We start from the raw sequence: 16,909 nt of genomic DNA, 5'->3' as shown, positions 1-16,909 counted from the left end.
CGGCAACAGCCATGATCCTTACAGAAGAGCAGCGCATGGTGCGCGATATGGCGCGGGATTTTTCCCGCGACCGTATCGCGCCAAACAGCCGTGCATGGGAAACCGCCGGGGCAATCCCCGCCGATATCCTGAAAGAAATGGGCGAGCTTGGCCTGCTTGGCATGACCATTCCCGAGGAATGGGGCGGCGCCGAGACGGATTATGTGTCCTATGCCCTCGCGCTGATGGAAATCGCAGCTGGTGACGGCGGGCTCTCCACGCTGATGAGCGTGAATAATGCCCCGGTCTGCGCCGCGGTCTACCAGAATGGCACCGACGCCCAGAAAGAACAGTATCTGAAGCCCCTCGCCCGCGGCGAATGGATCGGCGCCTTCTGCCTCACCGAGCCGCAGGCAGGCTCTGACGCCTCGATGCTGAGAACCCGGGCCGAGCGCACCAACAGTGGCTGGAAACTGAACGGCACCAAGCAGTTTATCACCTCCGGCCGCATCGCCAAGGCGGCGATCATCTTTGCGGTGACCGACCCTTCGGCCGGCAAGAAGGGCATCTCGGCCTTCCTCGTGCCGACCGATACACCGGGCTTCACCGTCGCCTCCGTTGAGCACAAGCTTGGCCAGAAGGCATCCGACACCTGCTCGCTGGTGTTCGAGGATATGGAAGTGCCGGCCGAATGCCTGCTCGGCAAGGAAGGCGACGGCTACAAGGTGGCGCTCGCCAACCTTGAAACGGGCCGGATCGGTATTGCGGCCCAGTCCGTTGGCATGGCGCGCGCGGCGTTTGACTATGCCCTCGCCTATGCCAAGGAACGCGAAGCTTTCGGTACGCAGATCTTCAACCATCAGGCTGTGGGCTTCCGACTTGCCGATATGGCAACAGACCTTGAGGCCGCCGAACTGCTGGTATTGAATGCTGCTGCCAAGAAAGACGCCGGCGAGCCGTGCATGAAGGAAGCCTGCATGGCCAAGCTCTTCGCGTCCGAAGCTGCCGAGCGCATCTGCTCCGCCGCTATCCAGACGCTTGGCGGCTATGGCTACTTGGCAGATTATCCGGTCGAGAAAATCTACCGCGATGTGCGGGTCTGCCAGATTTATGAAGGCACGTCCGATATCCAGCGGATCGTGATCCAGCGGGAACTCGCCCGCTGACCCTTTTAACCGGCGCTCTCCATCACGGGCGCCGGTTCCCTCTCCAGAATGTCCAGAATTTCCGGGATCGCCTGCCGCCCAGCCAAACGCCCAAGCGCGATCAGCTCGTCCGCCTTGGTGAAATCCGCGACATCCACATGGCCGATCTTCGGCGTAATCACCACGTCAGCCCCTTCATGCGCCATGCGCACCCGGCCGAGCGTCCGCATCGTCATGAAAAGCGCAGCGCGTGCCATTTTCAAGGGCCCCGGCATTCTGGTGCCCAGTCCCTCGGCCTCCAGCCCCATACGCTGGGCTCGGCCGATATAATCCCCCTGAAGATCGACCGCCACAACATGGGCTGCCCCAAGCGAACGGGCGACAGCCACCGGCACGGGGTCGACCATCCCACCATCAGCGAGCAACATGCGGCTTGTCGTTACCGGCGGAAAAACACCGGGAATAGCGGACGACGCCCTGAGCGCCATCACAAGGTCGCCGCCATCGAGAATCACCCTGTCGCCGCTGATCATGTCGGCCGCCACCGCCGCATAAGGAATCGGCAGGTCCTCAATCAGGACATCGCCGAAATGGCGGCGCAGTTCCTGTTCAATCTTGTTGGTGCCGATCAACCCGCCAGTACGGAAAGTAAACTCCCCCATCCTGAGCATCGAGCGGAAGGAAAGCGCGCGTGCGGTTTCTTCCACAAGGTCAAGCCGGTCAAGCGCCACACCCGCGCCGACGATGGCGCCAATCGAAGTGCCGGCGACCGCACCGATCGGGATATTTTCTTCCTGAAGCGCACGGATCACGCCGATATGGGCCCAGCCGAGCCCGGCGCCGCCGCTTAATGCCAATCCGATCATGCCGTCGTTTCCTCGCTGTTTGTGACTTTTGGGCCGGTTGGTCACCCTGACATGGGAGCCTCAATCCACCACTACAAGTCATCCTGCACGAAATTCAGGCGAAAGAGGGGCCTTTCAGCTCCACCGCGTTGCCTTCAGGGTCTTCAAGATAGATCGAAGGCCCCTCGCCCAAAGCCCCGTACCGCGTGACGACTTCAAGGCCTGAGACCCCGTGACGCGCCAGATGGGCAAGGATCGCGTCGGCGTCCCATGGCTCCACCTGAAGGCAGAAGTGATCCATGTTCGGCGCGTCCCGGCGCGGGGCATCGAACCGTTGCCCAAGGGTGCCTTCAACGCTGACGATATCGATCAGCGAGGCCCCGGCACGCAGCTGCCAGAGCCCGATCCTGTCCTGCACCTTTTCCAGCCGACAGCCGAGCACATCGCAGTAAAAAGCAATCAGGCGCGGCGCATCATGGGCACGCAGCACCACATGATCGATCATCGCAAGATTGATGGGGTTATGTGCGGTTTCAAGGTCAGTCATTCTTCAAGCCTATCAGCTGGAGACCAAAAGAAAAGGGCGACCCCATGTGGCGCCGCCCTTTGTGATGGATATTTGATCCGCGATCAGAACGGGATTTCGTCGTCGAGGTCCGAGCCGCCGCCGAAGCCGCCTTGCTGGCCGCCACGGCCACCGCCGCCACCCGAACGACCACCGCCGCCGTTGCCGCCGCCATAGCCGCCCGACTGGTCGCCGTAATCGCCGCCACCGAAGTCGCCGCCACCGCCACCATCACCGCGGCCGCCGAGCATCGTCAGTTCACCGCGATAACGCTGCAGGACGATTTCGGTTGAATATTTTTCCTGGCCCGACTGGTCGGTCCATTTACGGGTCTGAAGCTGGCCCTCGATATAAACAGTCGAGCCTTTCTTCAGATATTGCTGGGCCACCTTGGCAAGCTGATCGTTGAAGATCACCACACGGTGCCATTCGGTCTTTTCCCGGCGTTCGCCCGTGTTCTTGTCGCGCCACGATTCGCTCGTCGCGATACTCAGATTAACCACCGGCGAGCCGTCCTGCATCGTGCGCACTTCCGGGTCGCGCCCGAGATTGCCGACGAGAATGACTTTGTTGACGCTACCGGCCATAAGAGCCCCCTGATATCTAGTGTGTATGTTTATGTCGGCGGACTTTAGACAAGTCGCCGCCTGAATCCAAGCGTCGCCGCAACGAAAGTTCGGCTGCCAGCCCCGCCCCCGCCTGTTACCATGGCAAAACCCAAGGGAGGGAGGCTTTTCATGCGTACCATCTGTCTTGCCCCGGCCATTGCCCTGTTCGCGTTCACCGCACCCGCCACGGCCCAGTCGGCCTTTTCCTGCAACGATGCACCGGGCTTTCACGATTTCGATTTCTGGCTCGGTGACTGGTCGGTCAGCGACCGCGCCACCGGCAAACATGCCGGCAAAAACCGTATCGAAGCCATCGAAGCCAATTGCGCCCTTGTCGAAACATGGGCCGGCAATGGTGGCTCCACCGGCATGAGCCTTAATCTCTATAACCCTGTCACCGCCAGGTGGCGGCAGGTCTGGGTATCGGCCGGCGGCTATTCCATCGATATCGAAGGCGGCCTCAAGGACGGTGCAATGGTCCTTGAAGGCAACATCTTCTATTATGGCCAGAAGGCCGCCATCCCGTTCCGGGGCACATGGACGGCTGAGGCCGATGGCAGCGTGCGCCAGTATTTCCAGCAATATGACACCAAAACGTCCGTCTGGAACGACTGGTTCGACGGCCGCTACGAACGGGTGAAGGCCGAGCCTCAGCCCTGATCGCCGTCCATCGCCTGCACGGTGCCATCCGCATCAAACTGCAGGGCACCGGCAATGGGCGCCATCCACGGGAAGCGGGTGCGGGTGTAAATCTCGTACTGCACCGGTATATCTGCCGGATGGTCGAGCGTCGGGGTGGAAACCCCTACGCTTTCGGCGCCGTCCAGCGCTTCCCAAGTGAGCGGCGTGCCGCACTTTTCACAGAAGCGCCTGACGGCAATGTCGCTCGCATGCGCTTCGCCTTTCGGCATCGCAACCCAGTTGAACCGGCCGCGCACCACGCTCGTAAAAGTCATGAAAGGGGAGCCGGCATTCTTCTGGCAATCACGGCAATGGCAATTGCCGGTGCGGGCACCCTCAACATCAATCTCATAGCGTGCTGCCCCGCACAGGCAGCCGCCTTCTCGCCAATCGCTCATGTTTTGCTCCTCGCTTATTTGTTCTTTATTTGTTCCCAGCCGCGCGTTAATGTCAAGGCGCTTGACAGCGAGGCTGGTGACAGCCACTTGATGAGACCAAGAAACTCCCCGAACAAGGCCGTTCTTCGATGCTGACCCAAATTTCCGTCCGCGGTGCGCGTGAACACAATCTGAAATCCGTCGATGTGGATATCCCGCGCGACAAGCTGGTGGTGATCACCGGGCTATCCGGCTCCGGCAAATCATCGCTTGCGTTCGATACGATCTATGCCGAAGGCCAGCGCCGCTATGTGGAAAGCCTGTCGGCCTATGCCCGCCAGTTCCTGGAACTGATGCAGAAGCCGGATGTGGACCATATCGAGGGCCTGTCGCCCGCCATTTCCATCGAACAGAAGACGACGAGCAAGAACCCGCGCTCGACCGTTGGCACCGTGACCGAGATCTACGACTATATGCGCCTTCTGTGGGCGCGGGTCGGCATCCCCTATTCGCCCGCCACCGGCCTGCCGATTGAAAGCCAGACCGTGAGCCAGATGGTGGACCGGATCGTGGCGCTTGGCGATGGTGCCCGGCTTTACCTGCTGGCGCCCATTGCCCGCGGCCGCAAGGGCGAGTTCAAGAAGGAACTGGCCGAACTGCAGAAGCGCGGCTTCCAGCGCGTGAAGATCGACGGCGAGTTTTACCTCATCGAGGAAGCCCCGACGCTCGACAAGAAGATCAAGCACGAGATCGAAGTGGTGGTGGACCGCCTTGTCATCAAGGAAGGCCTCGCCCAGCGGCTGGCCGACAGCGTGGAAACCGCGCTCGAGCTTTCGGACGGGCTGATCATTGTCGAGATGGCTGACAAGCCCACCGATGGCGAAGCACCGGCCCGCCACCTGATGTCCGCCAAGTTCGCCTGCCCGGTTTCCGGCTTCACGATTGAAGAGATCGAGCCCCGGCTTTTCTCCTTCAACAACCCTTACGGCGCCTGCCCCACCTGCGACGGGCTTGGCAACCAGCTTTACTTCGACCCCGATCTTGTAGTGCCGGACCAGACCAAATCGCTTATCGATGGTGCCATCGCCGCCTGGTCCAACAAGCTGCAGAACCCGTCGCCCTTCTATTTCCAGGCACTTGAGGCCGTGGCGCACCATCATGGCTGCGACACCCGCACGCCCTGGAACAAGCTGCCGGAAAAGGTGCAGAAGGCGATCCTTTATGGCACCGGCAGCGAGGCGATCACCATTGTCTATGCCGATGGCAAGCGGCGGTTCGAAACCCGCAAGCCGTTTGAAGGCGTGATCACCAATATCGAGCGGCGCTGGCGCGAAACCGACAGCAACTGGATGCGCGAGGAACTTTCCCGCTATCAGGCCGCCACCACCTGCTCGGCCTGCAATGGTGCCCGTCTGAAGCCCGAGGCACTGGCCGTGAAAGTAGGCACAAGCCCGATCAGCGATATCTCGAACCTGTCGGTGAAGGCTGCGCACGACTGGTTCACGGAACTTCCGGCCCAACTGAGTGACAAACAGCAGCAGATTGCCGCCAAGGTGCTGAAGGAAATTCAGGACCGGCTCGGCTTTCTTGTTAATGTTGGACTTTCGTATTTGACCCTAAGTCGTTCGTCAGGAACACTTTCTGGCGGTGAAAGCCAGCGCATCCGCCTCGCCAGCCAGATTGGCTCCGGCCTTACAGGCGTGCTTTATGTTCTCGATGAACCGTCCATTGGCCTGCATCAGCGCGATAACGACCGGCTCTTGGAAACCCTGAAAAACCTGCGCGACATCGGCAACACCGTGCTGGTGGTGGAGCATGACGAGGATGCTATCCGCACCGCCGACTATGTGATCGACATGGGGCCGGGTGCCGGCGAGCATGGCGGTACCATCGTCGCCGAAGGCACGCCTGCCGAGGTGATGGCCAACCCCAAAAGCATGACCGGCCAGTATCTGACGGGCGCCCGCAGTGTACCCGTGCCGGCGATCCGCCGCAGCGGCCACAAGGGCAAGAAGCTGACCATCAAGGGGGCACGCGCCAATAACCTCAAAGGGGCAACTGCCTCGATCCCGCTTGGGACCCTCACCTGCATCACCGGCGTGTCGGGCTCGGGCAAATCGACCTTCACGATCGAGACGCTTTACAAGGCTGTCGCCAAGCATCTGAACGGTTCCCGCGAGGTGCCGGGCGCACACGATGCCATCGAGGGCCTGCAGCATCTCGACAAGATCGTGGATATCGACCAGAGCCCCATCGGCCGCACGCCGCGCTCCAACCCTGCCACCTATACCGGCGCCTTCACGCCGATCCGCGACTGGTTCGCCGGGCTGCCGGAGGCCCAGGCGCGGGGCTACAAGGCGGGCCGCTTCTCCTTCAATGTGAAGGGCGGGCGCTGCGAGGCATGCCAGGGTGACGGCATGATCAAGATCGAGATGCATTTCCTGCCGGATGTCTATGTTGAATGCGACCAGTGCAAGGGTAAGCGCTATAACCGTGAAACACTGGAAGTTCGCTTTAAAGACAAATCGATATCCGGTGTTCTTGATATGACAGTTGAAGATGGCGCAGAGCTTTTCAAGGCCGTACCCGCCATCCGCACCAAGCTTGAAATGCTGGAAAAAGTCGGCCTCGGCTACATCCGCGTTGGCCAGCAGGCCACCACGCTTTCGGGCGGCGAAGCGCAGCGCGTGAAGCTCGCGAAGGAGCTCTCGAAACGCTCCACCGGCAAGACGCTCTATATCCTTGATGAGCCGACGACCGGTCTGCATTTCGAGGATGTCCGGAAGCTGCTCGAAGTCCTGCAGGCGCTCGTTGACCAGGGCAATACGGTCGTGGTGATCGAACATAATCTCGAGGTCATCAAGACAGCCGACTGGATCATCGACCTTGGCCCCGAAGGCGGCGATGGCGGCGGCGAGATCGTGGCCGTGGGTACGCCCGAGGATGTGGCCGACAATCCGCGCAGCTACACCGGCCAGTATCTGGCCTCGGTGCTGGCCCGTGCAGCGGCGGAATGAAGGATAACGCGCCGGGCGGGAGCCCCGCTCTTTCCTGACCGGCGCGTTCATCGGAGGGTCATCTTTCACGCCTCATGGTTGCCTTGATTACCGGGCACAGTCGCCCATAAAGGATTTCATGATGGAGGAAATTATGTCCCGCTCCTTTGCCACCCTTCTCGCTGCCACCGTGCTGACCGCCCCGGCCTTTGCCGATACGGCCTCCACACGGCTCGATCATGCCACCGTCTATGTGTATGGCGGGGTGGATGCAACACGGGTCGGTTCGGTGAATGTGCCGGCGGGCGACCATGAGATTGTCATCAGGGACCTGCCCGTGCGCCTTGCCGAAAACCCGGCCTTCGTGCGCGCCACCCTTGGCCGCGATGTGGTGCTGACCGACCTGCGCGTCCGCACGGCGGACGAGGTCACTAACCCCAACCCGCGCCTCAAAGCGCTTGAAGACCAGATCGACGCCCTGCAGGCCGAAATTGACGATCATAACGACACGATCCGCGGCATCGATATCCAGCTCGGCCTTCTGGGTAACACCGGCGGGCTCGCCGGCGACCCCAAGAGCTGGGGTGCAGCGCTAAAATTCGCGGGCGAACAGACCGAAACGCTGATCGCTGCCCGACGCACGGAAGAGAAGGCCATCGCCGCCATCATGCCCGCCATGAATGCCCTGCAGGCGGAGCTTGACCGCGCCGGCGGCAATGTCCGTCGCTCGGCCGAGGTGATCCTGAGCGTCCACTCGCCCAAGGCTGTCACTGTGCCCCTGTCGCTGAGCTATTTCCTCAACGAGGCAAGCTGGCGGCCGAAGGTGGAAAGCTATCTCGACAGCGCAACGGGCAAGGTGGCGATCCATTATGTGGGCGAAATCTCGCAGTCGACCGGGGAAGACTGGAAGGGCGTGAAGGTCGATCTCGCCGTCCATCGCCCGTCCGGCTATTTCGGCAATGCGGACCTCAGCCCCTCCTATGTCGGCCTTGAAGATCCGCGCGAGGAACGCGCCTACGCCATGGCAGCGCCGATGCAGGCAGAAGCAGCCCGCATGACGAAAGGCCGCATGGCAGACGTCGCCGACCTGCAGATGACCGCCTTCGACCGCCGTTATGCGCTCAAGGATGCGCTCTCCCTGCCATCGGGCGGCGAAGACCAGCGTTTTGATCTCGAGGTCGTGGACGAGAAGGCCGAGTTCGTGGTGCGTGCCATCCCGTCGCAAAACCCCACCGCCTTCGTCTTTGCCGACCTGACCTGGAGCGGTAAATCAACGCTCAACAATGTCACCGCCCGCCTGATCCGCGACGGCAACTTCGTGGGCGAAGGCCAGTGGCCCAATCTTGTGCCGGGTGAAAAGGTGGAACTGCCGTATGGTGAAGACCCGCTCGTGACCGTGGATTATGTCCGCGAGGCCGAGAAGGACAAGGAAGGCGGTTTCTTCCGGGGCAAATCCGGCGATGAAAGCCGGTATCTGATCAATGTGAAAAATAACCACGACCGCCCGACAACCGTCGAGATCATCGACCGCGTGCCGGTTTCCACCCACGAGGATGTGAAGGTAGAAATCACCAAGGATGCTACCCCGGCCACCTCGAAAGGCGGCGAGGACGAACCCGGCATCCTGAAATGGAAGAAAACCCTTGAGCCCGGCGAAAGCTGGACGATCCGCCACGGCTACCGGATCAGCTATCCGGACGGCAAGCAGATCTCGCGCAGCTATTAAAAGCTGCTGCCGGGCTCCTTCAGGAACGCGATTTCCTCGGGCGTGCTGACGCGCCCGAGGATCGCGTTACGGTGCGGATAACGCCCGAACCGGTCGATGATCGCCTTGTGGCGATGCTCGAAATCAAGGTTATCCTCCAGCCCCGGCTGATCGAACAGGCGCACCGCCTGCGTATGTACCGCCGGGCTTTCGCTGTGCATGAAGGGCATGAGGAGAAAAGCTTTCTCCTCCGGCGTCAGCCGCTCATAGCCCGGTGCCTTGGTGGCTTCCTGCGACAGCACAAGCGCCGTGGCATCCGCCGCAAAAGCCCGGGGGCTATCCCGGAACATGTTTCGCGGAAACTGGTCCAGCACGATGATCTCGGCGAGCCGCCCGCGGATCGCGGTGCGCCAATGCGAAAGCTCCCCCGCTGCTGCCGCTTCGTAAAGGTTCAGGAAACGCCGCTTGACCAGATCGTCGAAATCCTTCGATTTCTGCCACCAGTCCTTCGGGCTGCATTCGGTGAACCAGAAGTAGAGGATATCGTCGGGGCGGATCATGGCGTTTCTCCTGTCGTGGCCAGCACATCGCGGGCAATGGCCTCGGTGAAGGCCGCAGCCTTCGCGATTTTTTCGGTCGATACATGTTCGGGCCGGTCGTCGGGCGTGTGGATGCGCGGCATCAGGCCCTTTTCATCGTATGCCGCAAGTGTCAGCGAGGCTACCCCGCCCCGGTTGAACCAGACGCTGTCGAAATCCCCCACATGATGCCGGGCGGGACCGACCCCGATGGGTGCGCCGAGCCGCGCGGCGGCGGCCGTCAGCGCATTATCATAGGCCTGTTTGGTGAAGCCTGCGGTTTCGATGACGAAGGCGAGATCCCCCACCCCCACGGTATCCACATTGATGAGATAGGCCTCACGGGCTTTCAGGGCTTCCCTGTGCGTCTGCCAATAGGCCTGCGCACCGAGCATCCCGGCCTCCTCGGCGCTGGTCACCACAAGCCGTACTTCGGTGTCCGGCGGCATATCCCGCCAAAGGCGCCGAGCGGCGGCAGCCACGGCCACCACGCCGGAAAGATTATCGCTCGCCCCCGGCACATAGCCGAAACGCCAGAAATCGATGGAGGTCATGACGGCGGTGGCGATGAGCGCGACTGTCAGCCCCGCCTTGATCCAGAAGGGCAACCCGCCACCAATGAAACAAGCAAGACCCGCCACACCGATGATGGCGGTGCCGAGCCACACCGACTGTTTGAAATGCGGCACCTGATCGGGCCGGTAGGCGAAGGAGGCCGGCGCGCTATCCAGATGTGCCATCAGGATCAGGAGCCGCCGCCCCGCCCCCTTCGAAGCCACCAGATTGGCCGTCACCCGGTTCGATCCGATCCAGGCGAGCGGCGAGCGGCGCCAGTCAAAGAACAGCAGGTGAGAGACGAACAGGCCAAGCGCCGCAAGCCCCACCCAGAAGGGCGCGAACGGTGCCACCCACAGGCACAGCACCAGTCCGCCCGCAATCGTCCACACCATGTTCAGGTAGGAGGCGGGCGCCATGAAACCTTCCTCGGTGATATCGAGGCCCGGCTCGTCCATCAGCGCTGCCATCAGGCTTTCGCGCGCTTCCATTTCTTCTTCGGTACCGACACCCCGGTGTGGCCATTCGGACAGGCGGGCAAAGAGGTCAGCCTCAAGCGAGGGCATCGATCACCTCCGCCACCACACGGTCGGCGGATCGCACCGCGCCTTCCATGTATCCCGAAAACTCGACCGCCGTTTCGGTGCCAGCGAAATGGACGCGGCCTTCGGGGCGGCGGAGCACGTCGCCGAACTGGGTCCATACCCCCGGCGCGAAATGCGCGCTATAGCAGCCCCGCGCCCACGGGTCGGCAGCCCATACCTTCTGTTCAAAATGAACCATGTCGGCAGCTTCCGGGCCAAAGTAGCGCACGGCACAATCGCGGAAGGCAGCCTGCCGTTCAGCATCCGTGCGTTCCGACCATGCAATCGCCGCTTCGCCTTCAAAGAAGCCCGTCAGCACGCCAGTTTTGCCATCAGCCGTGCTATTGTCGAACATGATCTTCACCGGTCCCTCGTTCGAGACCACCTGCCCCGAAAGCCCACGGCCCCGCCAGAAAGGCGTAGCATAAACAGCCTGTCCCTTGATCACGCTGCCCATCGGCATGCGCTGCAGCAGCTGCGCGCGCTTCGGCGAAAGGATCGGCTGGAAATCGATCGTCGGAATCAGGGCGGGCGGCACGGCCATCACCAGCCGCTTGGCGAGAAACAGCTCCTTGCCAGCGGTTACCGCCACTCCATCCTTGGTGGTCTGCACCCGGCGCACCGGCAGACCTAGCCGCAGCACATCCGGTGGCAAGGCGGCGGCAAGCGCCTTGGCGACAGCCTGCGTGCCACCCGCAAAGCGCGTTTCCTGCGCGCCGCCTGTCGATTTCGACAGCCACTCGCTGCCGCCCGACGAATGCGTGTAATAAAGCGCGTGCAGGAGGCTCACGTTTTTGGGTTCGGTTGCGAACACGGCGTTCGTGTAGGCGGTGAACAGGGCATGGGCCTTTTTGCCGACCGTATGCCGCCGGATCCAGCTTTCGAAGGTTTCATGGTCCCACTGAGATTGCTCCCACGGTTTGGCGAGATCGACCTTGCGCGCCATCCAGTCGAGCTTCAGCTGGGCCAGCGCGAAATTGACAAGGGCGAACGGGTTGATGCGCGGGATCAGGCCCCGATAAGCATGTTGGCGGCCATTCCAGTTGAAGATGATGCCGCCGTCTGTATGGGTCTTGAAGGTGTCAACGCCCAGCTCATCGGCCAGCGCCTGCATGCGGCTGTGTTTCGAGCCGATCCACTGCGCGCCAACATCAAGCCATGTACCACCCGGCCCGGCACGCGAATCGGTACGTCCTCCCACCCGTTCCTGTGCCTCGATCAGCGTGACCGACTTGCCCGCCGCCAGCAGCTGGCGGGCTGCGGAGAGGCCGGCAAGTCCGGCTCCTACAACGATAACATCCATGCTTTCCCCCTGACGGCGGAACCTGCCGTCCGCTAATCCCCTTTTTCTCTTAACGAAGCGGCTGCATATCTGTAAACAGGCGACCGAAATCCAACGGATAAAAGGCGCATTCAATGACAGACAGCATGAAACCGGTCCATATCATCGGCGGCGGGCTCGCGGGCTCCGAAGCCGCATGGCAGGTTGCCTCGCGCGGGGTGCCGGTGGTGCTGCATGAAATGCGCCCGGTCAGGAAGACCGACGCCCACGAAACCGAAGGCTTTGCCGAGCTTGTCTGCTCCAACAGCTTCCGCTCGGATGACGCCGAAAACAACGCTGTCGGCCTCCTGCACGCTGAAATGCGCAAGATGAATTCGATCATCATGAAAGCGGCGGACAAGCACAAGGTGCCGGCGGGCTCCGCGCTTGCCGTGGACCGCAACGCCTTTTCGGATGAAGTGACGGCGATCCTGTCGTCCCATCCGCTCATCACCATCGAACGCGGCGAAGTGGACGGCCTGCCGCCTGCCGAGTGGGACAATGTTATCGTGGCTACCGGCCCGCTCACCTCTCCTGCCCTTTCCGAAGCCGTGTTGAAGCTGACGGGCGAAGACAGCCTCGCCTTCTTCGATGCCATCGCGCCCATCGTTTACAAGGACAGCATCGATTTCTCGAAAGCCTGGTACCAGAGCCGTTATGACAAGGGAGATGGTGCCGATTACATCAACCTGCCGATGAGCCGCGAGCAATATCAGGCCTTTGTGCAGGCGCTGCTGGACGGTGACAAGACCGACTTCAAGGAATGGGAGAAGGACACCCCCTATTTCGAAGGCTGCATGCCGATCGAGGTGATGGCGGAGCGTGGCCCCCAGACGCTGAAGTTCGGCCCCATGAAGCCGGTCGGGCTCAAAAACCCGCATTCGGACGACTGGCTCGAGGCTGTCGTGCAGCTGCGGCAGGACAACAAACTTGGCACGCTCTACAACATGGTCGGCTTCCAGACGAAGCTGAAATACGGCGAGCAGACCCGCATCTTCCGCACCATTCCGGGGCTGGAGAATGCCGAATTCGCCCGCCTTGGCGGCCTGCACCGCAACACCTTCATCAACAGCCCCAAGGTGCTGGATGGCCGCCTGCGCCTGAAGGCCGACCCGCGCCTCAGGTTCGCCGGGCAGGTGACCGGCGTTGAAGGCTATGTGGAAAGTGCCGCTGTCGGCCTTATCGCCGGGCTCTTTGCGGCAGGTGATCGCCTCGGCCATGAGCCCGCCATCCCGCCCGCGACCACCGCTTTCGGCGCACTCATCGGCCACATCACCGGCGGGGCGGACGAAAAGACCTTCCAGCCGATGAATGTGAATTTCGGCCTGATGCCGCCCCCCGAAGGCCGGGTGCGCAAGAACGAGCGCAAGCAGGCGATCACCCGCCGGGCGAACGCCGATATCGATCAGTGGATTGCGGAGCTCGGCGGTCTTTCAGTCGCCGCCGAGTAAGGCTCAGCGCCCTTCCGTGGCGGGCGTTGCGTCCGCCATTTTGGATTTGGCGTCGGCGGCTTCGGCCGCGGCGTGATGCGCCTCGATGGCCGCCGTCACTTTATCCAGCGACGGGCAATCATTTGCACAGATCTCGGCGATGCGGGCACGGTTGCGTTCGGCGCGGTCCGGCAGTTTGCGCTTGAGGAAGGCAAGCGCCTGGCTCTCGAGCGCCACCACATTGTTCGGGCGGATTTCGAGGGCTTGCCGGTAATATTTCAGGCTGCGGCCAACCTTGCCCTGCTCCTCGAACGCATGGCCAAGTCCTACAAGCGCATCAACATTCGCTGGATCAGCCACAAGTGCGCGCTCGAACAAGAGCTGCGCACCGGCTGCATCCTTGGCAAGAGCCACTTCCGCCTGGGTCACCAGCTCTTTCGACAGGGCCTGATACTGCGGCGCCGTCTGGGCTGCTACCACGGGGGCTGCCAGAAGCGCGCACAGGGCTGCACCGGTGATGGATTTGCGCAGGTTCAAGAAAGTCATTCCGTCCTCGTTCGTCTTCTCGTCGGCAAAACTCTGCCGTCCATTAATGGAAGCATAGCCAGTCAGCCTGTGGCTGTCTGCAACTTTATGCGCCGGGCCGGCGCTCGAAGAAGGCGATGAAGAAGCCGTCGGTGGCGTGCGCGTGCGGCGCCAGCTGCAGGTCAGTGGCGTTGAGGGCCAGTGACGACGGCGCTGCACCCTGCAGCCACGGCCCCACCCAGAAATCACGGAAATCGCGCCGGACGAAATCCGGGTTCTCGGCAGCAAACGCATCAGCAACGGCCTCGTTTTCCGCTGGCAGCAGCGAACAGGTCATGTAAACCAGCAGCCCACCGGGCTTCACGAGGGCTGAAGCCTCCTTAAGGATCGCACTTTGCAGGGCTGCCTGCTCGGCAAGTGCCGCATCATCCAGCCGCCAGCGCTGATCCGGATTGCGCCGCCATGTGCCACTACCCGAGCACGGCGCATCGACGACTACCCGGTCCATACGGCCAAGGAGAGGACGCTGCATCGACGACCGCTCGTCATCCTTGAGCGGCAGCCGCTTGACCTGAATATTATGGGCGCCAGCGCGCTTCGCCCGCTCCTTCAGCGCGTCCAGCCGTTTCCCTGAAATATCGAAAGCATGGATCTGGCCATGATTTTCCATAGTCGCCGCCATCAGGAGGCTTTTGCCGCCTGCACCAGCGCAGAAATCGACAACCTGCTCGCCCAGTTTGGCACCAACAAGCAGTGAAGCGACCTGTGCCGCAACATCCTGCACCTCTATCTGGCCATCACGATACAGCGCTTCGTTCGTCAGGACTCGGTGCTGGGCGCTTCGCATTGAAATATTCGTATAATCATTAAAATCAATAAGTTCATAAGAATTTTTGAAGTTATTGATTATCTTTTCGCTGACGCGTTTCAGCGGATTGATGCGCAGGTCCAGTGGTGCCGTTTCGGCAAGTGCCGCCATGGCAGGGGCGAGCTCATCCCCGAAGCGGGCATGCAGGCCAGCCGTCGCCCAGTCAGGGATATTCAGGCGGGCATCTTCGGGCGCACTGGCTACATCCACCGACATGCCCTCTTCCGCCGCCGTCAGCGCCGCCGGTGCGAAACGGTCTTCCGTGCCGAACATATCGAGCTGCTCGCTGTCCAGCTTCAGGGCAGCGATCACCAGCGCACGTGCATTGGGCTCAAGCCCGGCAACGCTCGCCATATACACAAGAAGCGCCCGGCGGCGCAGGATGCCATAGACAAGCCCGGTCACTGCACGCCGGTCACCCGAGCCCGCATAGCGGCGCGCCCGGAAGAAGCTGGCGACAATCGCGTCGGCGGGGGCGCCGCGCGACGCCATCGCCTTCTCGATTTCGTCGAGAAGTTCGATGGCGGCTGCGATGCGGGCAGCGGGCGTCATGCCCGAGGCACCTTATTTCGAGGGATAGTTGGGCGACTCGCGGGTGATCGTCACGTCGTGAACGTGGCTTTCCTGCAGGCCCGAGTTGGTGATCTGGACAAACTGGCAATTGGTGCGCATCTCGGGCACCGTGCGGTTGCCGGTATAGCCCATCGAGGCACGCAGGCCGCCCACCAGCTGGTGGATCACGCCGGCTGCCGGGCCCTTGTAGGGAACCTGGCCTTCAACGCCTTCCGGCACCAGCTTCAGCGTGTCTTTAACATCGTCCTGGAAGTAACGGTCCGCCGAGCCGCGCGCCATGGCGCCGACCGAGCCCATGCCACGGTATGCCTTGTAGGAACGGCCCTGATAGAGGAACACCTCGCCCGGCGCTTCTTCGGTACCGGCAAGGAGCGAGCCGACCATGCAGGCGCTGGCGCCGGCGGCAATCGCCTTGGCAACGTCGCCCGAAGTGCGCAGGCCGCCATCGGCGATGATCGGGATATTGTGTTTGGAGGCATAGGAGGCAACGTCGCTGACAGCGGTCAGCTGCGGCACGCCGACGCCCGCCACGATCCGCGTGGTGCAGATGGAGCCCGGCCCGATACCGACCTTCAGGCAATCCGCGCCAGCGTCGATAAGGGCGGCGGCGGCATCCGCCGTCGCGATATTGCCGGCCACCAGCTGCAGTTTCGGGAAAGCCTTCTTGATGAGGCGAACCTGCTCAACCACGCGCTCGGAATGGCCGTGGGCAGTATCGAGAACGACAAGGTCACATTCCGCTTCGGCGAGCGCTGCAGCGCGCTCATAGCCCTTGTCACCAACCGTGGTGGCCGCAGCCACACGCAGGCGGCCCTGCCCGTCCTTGGCGGCGTTTGGGTTGGCGACGGCCTTTTCCATGTCCTTCACGGTGACAAGACCCACACAGCGGTGCTCGTCATCCACCACAATCAGCTTTTCGATGCGGTGCTGGTGAAAGAGGCGCTTGGCTTCTTCGCTCGACACGCCTTCGCGCACAGTGACCACTTCACGGGTCATCAGTTCGGCAATCGGCTGCGCCATGTTGGAGGCAAAGCGCACATCACGGTTGGTGAGGATACCCAGAAGCTTCTTCGGGCCGGGGCCACCATTGCGTTCCACAATCGGGATACCGGAAATCTTGGCGCGCGACATCAGCTCCATGGCGTCGGCCAGCGTCTCATCGGGATAGAGCGTCAGCGGGTTGACGACCATGCCTGATTCGTACTTTTTCACCTGACGGACCATCTCGGCCTGTTCTTCAACGGTCACGTTCCGGTGCAGCACCCCGATACCGCCGTTCTGCGCCATGGCGATGGCCATGCGGGCTTCGGTCACGGTATCCATGGCGGCGGAGAGAAGCGGGATATTCAGCTCGATCTCGCGGGTGATGCGGGATTTGACATCCACCTGCGCCGGCATCACATCGCTTGCAGCGGGAACCAGAAGAACATCATCGAAAGTAAGGCCGAGACGAATATCCATTGTCTTTCCTGTCGCTTGAGGGAGAAGCCGAATGGACAAAGCCTCCCGCAAAGGACGAGAGGCAAGCCGGGCTTCTTTTGATGTTCGCCGTTCAATACGCCGGGAGCGCGGAA

At 61.9% G+C, this 16,909-nt stretch carries 15 protein-coding genes; 5 read left to right on the top strand and 10 right to left on the bottom strand.

Annotated features, from left to right (window positions below):
• Positions 1–11: 11 nt before the first annotated feature.
• Positions 12–1,145 carry an acyl-CoA dehydrogenase family protein gene (locus tag OU694_RS04565; RefSeq protein WP_308909792.1) on the top strand — a complete coding sequence of 378 codons (1,134 nt, stop codon included), beginning with the start codon at positions 12–14 and terminating at the stop codon, positions 1,143–1,145.
• Between the two features lie 5 nt (positions 1,146–1,150).
• Here OU694_RS04565 and OU694_RS04560 read toward each other — a convergent pair whose 3' ends face one another.
• The 3 genes from OU694_RS04560 to ssb all read right to left on the bottom strand — a co-directional run bounded on the left by OU694_RS04560 (position 1,151) and on the right by ssb (position 3,121).
• Positions 1,151–1,990 carry a patatin-like phospholipase family protein gene (locus tag OU694_RS04560; RefSeq protein WP_308909791.1) on the bottom strand — a complete coding sequence of 280 codons (840 nt, stop codon included), beginning with the start codon at positions 1,988–1,990 and terminating at the stop codon, positions 1,151–1,153.
• A gap of 94 nt (positions 1,991–2,084) precedes the next feature.
• Positions 2,085–2,516 (bottom strand): VOC family protein, encoded by a 432-nt coding sequence (locus OU694_RS04555; RefSeq protein ID WP_308909790.1) that lies wholly within the window; start codon positions 2,514–2,516, stop codon positions 2,085–2,087.
• Between the two features lie 83 nt (positions 2,517–2,599).
• A complete protein-coding gene (ssb, locus tag OU694_RS04550) occupies positions 2,600–3,121 on the bottom strand; it encodes a single-stranded DNA-binding protein (RefSeq protein ID WP_308909789.1) in 522 nt (173 codons plus the stop codon).
• 150 nt (positions 3,122–3,271) lie between these two features.
• Here ssb and OU694_RS04545 point away from each other — a divergent pair, with 150 nt between their 5' ends.
• Complete coding sequence (locus OU694_RS04545) at positions 3,272–3,802, top strand: hypothetical protein (protein ID WP_308909788.1); 531 nt, start codon at positions 3,272–3,274, stop codon at positions 3,800–3,802.
• Here the strand turns inward: OU694_RS04545 and OU694_RS04540 are convergent.
• Positions 3,793–4,221, bottom strand: coding sequence for a GFA family protein (locus OU694_RS04540; protein ID WP_308909787.1), 429 nt, complete (start codon positions 4,219–4,221; stop codon positions 3,793–3,795). The two genes, OU694_RS04545 and OU694_RS04540, sit on opposite strands and share 10 nt — an antisense overlap.
• Positions 4,222–4,349: 128 nt before the next feature.
• On the opposite strand from OU694_RS04540, the gene uvrA reads away from it, so the two are divergent.
• Positions 4,350–7,217, top strand: a complete 2,868-nt coding sequence (gene uvrA, locus OU694_RS04535; protein WP_308909786.1) for an excinuclease ABC subunit UvrA — start codon at positions 4,350–4,352, stop codon at positions 7,215–7,217.
• A gap of 133 nt (positions 7,218–7,350) precedes the next feature.
• On the top strand, positions 7,351–8,922 hold the full coding sequence (locus tag OU694_RS04530) for a mucoidy inhibitor MuiA family protein (RefSeq protein ID WP_308909785.1): 1,572 nt from the start codon (positions 7,351–7,353) through the stop codon (positions 8,920–8,922).
• Here OU694_RS04530 and OU694_RS04525 read toward each other — a convergent pair.
• Genes OU694_RS04525 through OU694_RS04515 form a run of 3 tightly spaced genes read right to left on the bottom strand, consistent with a single transcriptional unit; the run spans position 8,919 to position 11,921 of the window.
• Positions 8,919–9,461: a DUF924 family protein gene (locus OU694_RS04525; protein WP_308909784.1), complete on the bottom strand. Its 543-nt coding sequence runs from the start codon at positions 9,459–9,461 to the stop codon at positions 8,919–8,921. The two genes, OU694_RS04530 and OU694_RS04525, sit on opposite strands and share 4 nt — an antisense overlap.
• Complete coding sequence (locus tag OU694_RS04520; protein WP_308909783.1) at positions 9,458–10,600, bottom strand: M28 family metallopeptidase; 1,143 nt, start codon at positions 10,598–10,600, stop codon at positions 9,458–9,460. Before OU694_RS04520 ends, OU694_RS04525 begins: the two co-directional genes overlap by 4 nt.
• Positions 10,587–11,921: a flavin monoamine oxidase family protein gene (locus OU694_RS04515; protein ID WP_308909782.1), complete on the bottom strand. Its 1,335-nt coding sequence runs from the start codon at positions 11,919–11,921 to the stop codon at positions 10,587–10,589. The genes OU694_RS04520 and OU694_RS04515 overlap by 14 nt, the downstream gene beginning before the upstream one ends.
• A gap of 113 nt (positions 11,922–12,034) precedes the next feature.
• Here OU694_RS04515 and trmFO point away from each other — a divergent pair, with 113 nt between their 5' ends.
• Positions 12,035–13,390, top strand: coding sequence for a methylenetetrahydrofolate--tRNA-(uracil(54)-C(5))-methyltransferase (FADH(2)-oxidizing) TrmFO (gene trmFO, locus OU694_RS04510; protein ID WP_373460202.1), 1,356 nt, complete (start codon positions 12,035–12,037; stop codon positions 13,388–13,390).
• Positions 13,391–13,393: 3 nt separating this feature from the next.
• Here trmFO and OU694_RS04505 read toward each other — a convergent pair whose 3' ends face one another.
• The 3 genes from OU694_RS04505 to guaB all read right to left on the bottom strand — a co-directional run bounded on the left by OU694_RS04505 (position 13,394) and on the right by guaB (position 16,796).
• Positions 13,394–13,915 carry a tetratricopeptide repeat protein gene (locus OU694_RS04505; RefSeq protein ID WP_308909780.1) on the bottom strand — a complete coding sequence of 174 codons (522 nt, stop codon included), beginning with the start codon at positions 13,913–13,915 and terminating at the stop codon, positions 13,394–13,396.
• Positions 13,916–14,000: 85 nt separating this feature from the next.
• Positions 14,001–15,314, bottom strand: coding sequence for an RsmB/NOP family class I SAM-dependent RNA methyltransferase (locus tag OU694_RS04500; protein ID WP_308909779.1), 1,314 nt, complete (start codon positions 15,312–15,314; stop codon positions 14,001–14,003).
• 12 nt (positions 15,315–15,326) lie between these two features.
• Positions 15,327–16,796 carry an IMP dehydrogenase gene (gene guaB / locus OU694_RS04495; protein ID WP_308909778.1) on the bottom strand — a complete coding sequence of 490 codons (1,470 nt, stop codon included), beginning with the start codon at positions 16,794–16,796 and terminating at the stop codon, positions 15,327–15,329.
• Positions 16,797–16,909: the final 113 nt, after the last annotated feature.

Origin of the sequence: Pseudokordiimonas caeni (genome assembly GCF_026719705.1) — a bacterium.
In the GTDB taxonomy this organism is placed as follows: Bacteria; Pseudomonadota; Alphaproteobacteria; order Sphingomonadales; family Kordiimonadaceae; genus Gimibacter; species Gimibacter caeni.
Note: the sequence above shows the minus strand (reverse complement) of the source record. Positions and strands in the feature narration are given on the sequence as shown.

Excerpts from the sequence above, each read along its gene's own strand:
- OU694_RS04545 (WP_308909788.1), top strand. The coding sequence starts at position 3,272 with ATGCGTACCATCTGTCTTGCCCCGGCCATTGCCCTGTTCGCGTTCACC.
- OU694_RS04530 (WP_308909785.1), top strand. The coding sequence starts at position 7,351 with ATGTCCCGCTCCTTTGCCACCCTTCTCGCTGCCACCGTGCTGACCGCC.
- trmFO (WP_373460202.1), top strand. The coding sequence starts at position 12,035 with ATGACAGACAGCATGAAACCGGTCCATATCATCGGCGGCGGGCTCGCG.
- guaB (WP_308909778.1), bottom strand. The coding sequence starts at position 16,796 with ATGGATATTCGTCTCGGCCTTACTTTCGATGATGTTCTTCTGGTTCCC.
- OU694_RS04560 (WP_308909791.1), bottom strand. The coding sequence starts at position 1,990 with ATGATCGGATTGGCATTAAGCGGCGGCGCCGGGCTCGGCTGGGCCCAT.
- uvrA (WP_308909786.1), top strand. The coding sequence starts at position 4,350 with ATGCTGACCCAAATTTCCGTCCGCGGTGCGCGTGAACACAATCTGAAA.
- OU694_RS04555 (WP_308909790.1), bottom strand. The coding sequence starts at position 2,516 with ATGACTGACCTTGAAACCGCACATAACCCCATCAATCTTGCGATGATC.
- OU694_RS04540 (WP_308909787.1), bottom strand. The coding sequence starts at position 4,221 with ATGAGCGATTGGCGAGAAGGCGGCTGCCTGTGCGGGGCAGCACGCTAT.
- OU694_RS04525 (WP_308909784.1), bottom strand. The coding sequence starts at position 9,461 with ATGATCCGCCCCGACGATATCCTCTACTTCTGGTTCACCGAATGCAGC.
- OU694_RS04565 (WP_308909792.1), top strand. The coding sequence starts at position 12 with ATGATCCTTACAGAAGAGCAGCGCATGGTGCGCGATATGGCGCGGGAT.
- OU694_RS04505 (WP_308909780.1), bottom strand. The coding sequence starts at position 13,915 with ATGACTTTCTTGAACCTGCGCAAATCCATCACCGGTGCAGCCCTGTGC.
- OU694_RS04515 (WP_308909782.1), bottom strand. The coding sequence starts at position 11,921 with ATGGATGTTATCGTTGTAGGAGCCGGACTTGCCGGCCTCTCCGCAGCC.
- OU694_RS04500 (WP_308909779.1), bottom strand. The coding sequence starts at position 15,314 with ATGACGCCCGCTGCCCGCATCGCAGCCGCCATCGAACTTCTCGACGAA.
- ssb (WP_308909789.1), bottom strand. The coding sequence starts at position 3,121 with ATGGCCGGTAGCGTCAACAAAGTCATTCTCGTCGGCAATCTCGGGCGC.
- OU694_RS04520 (WP_308909783.1), bottom strand. The coding sequence starts at position 10,600 with ATGCCCTCGCTTGAGGCTGACCTCTTTGCCCGCCTGTCCGAATGGCCA.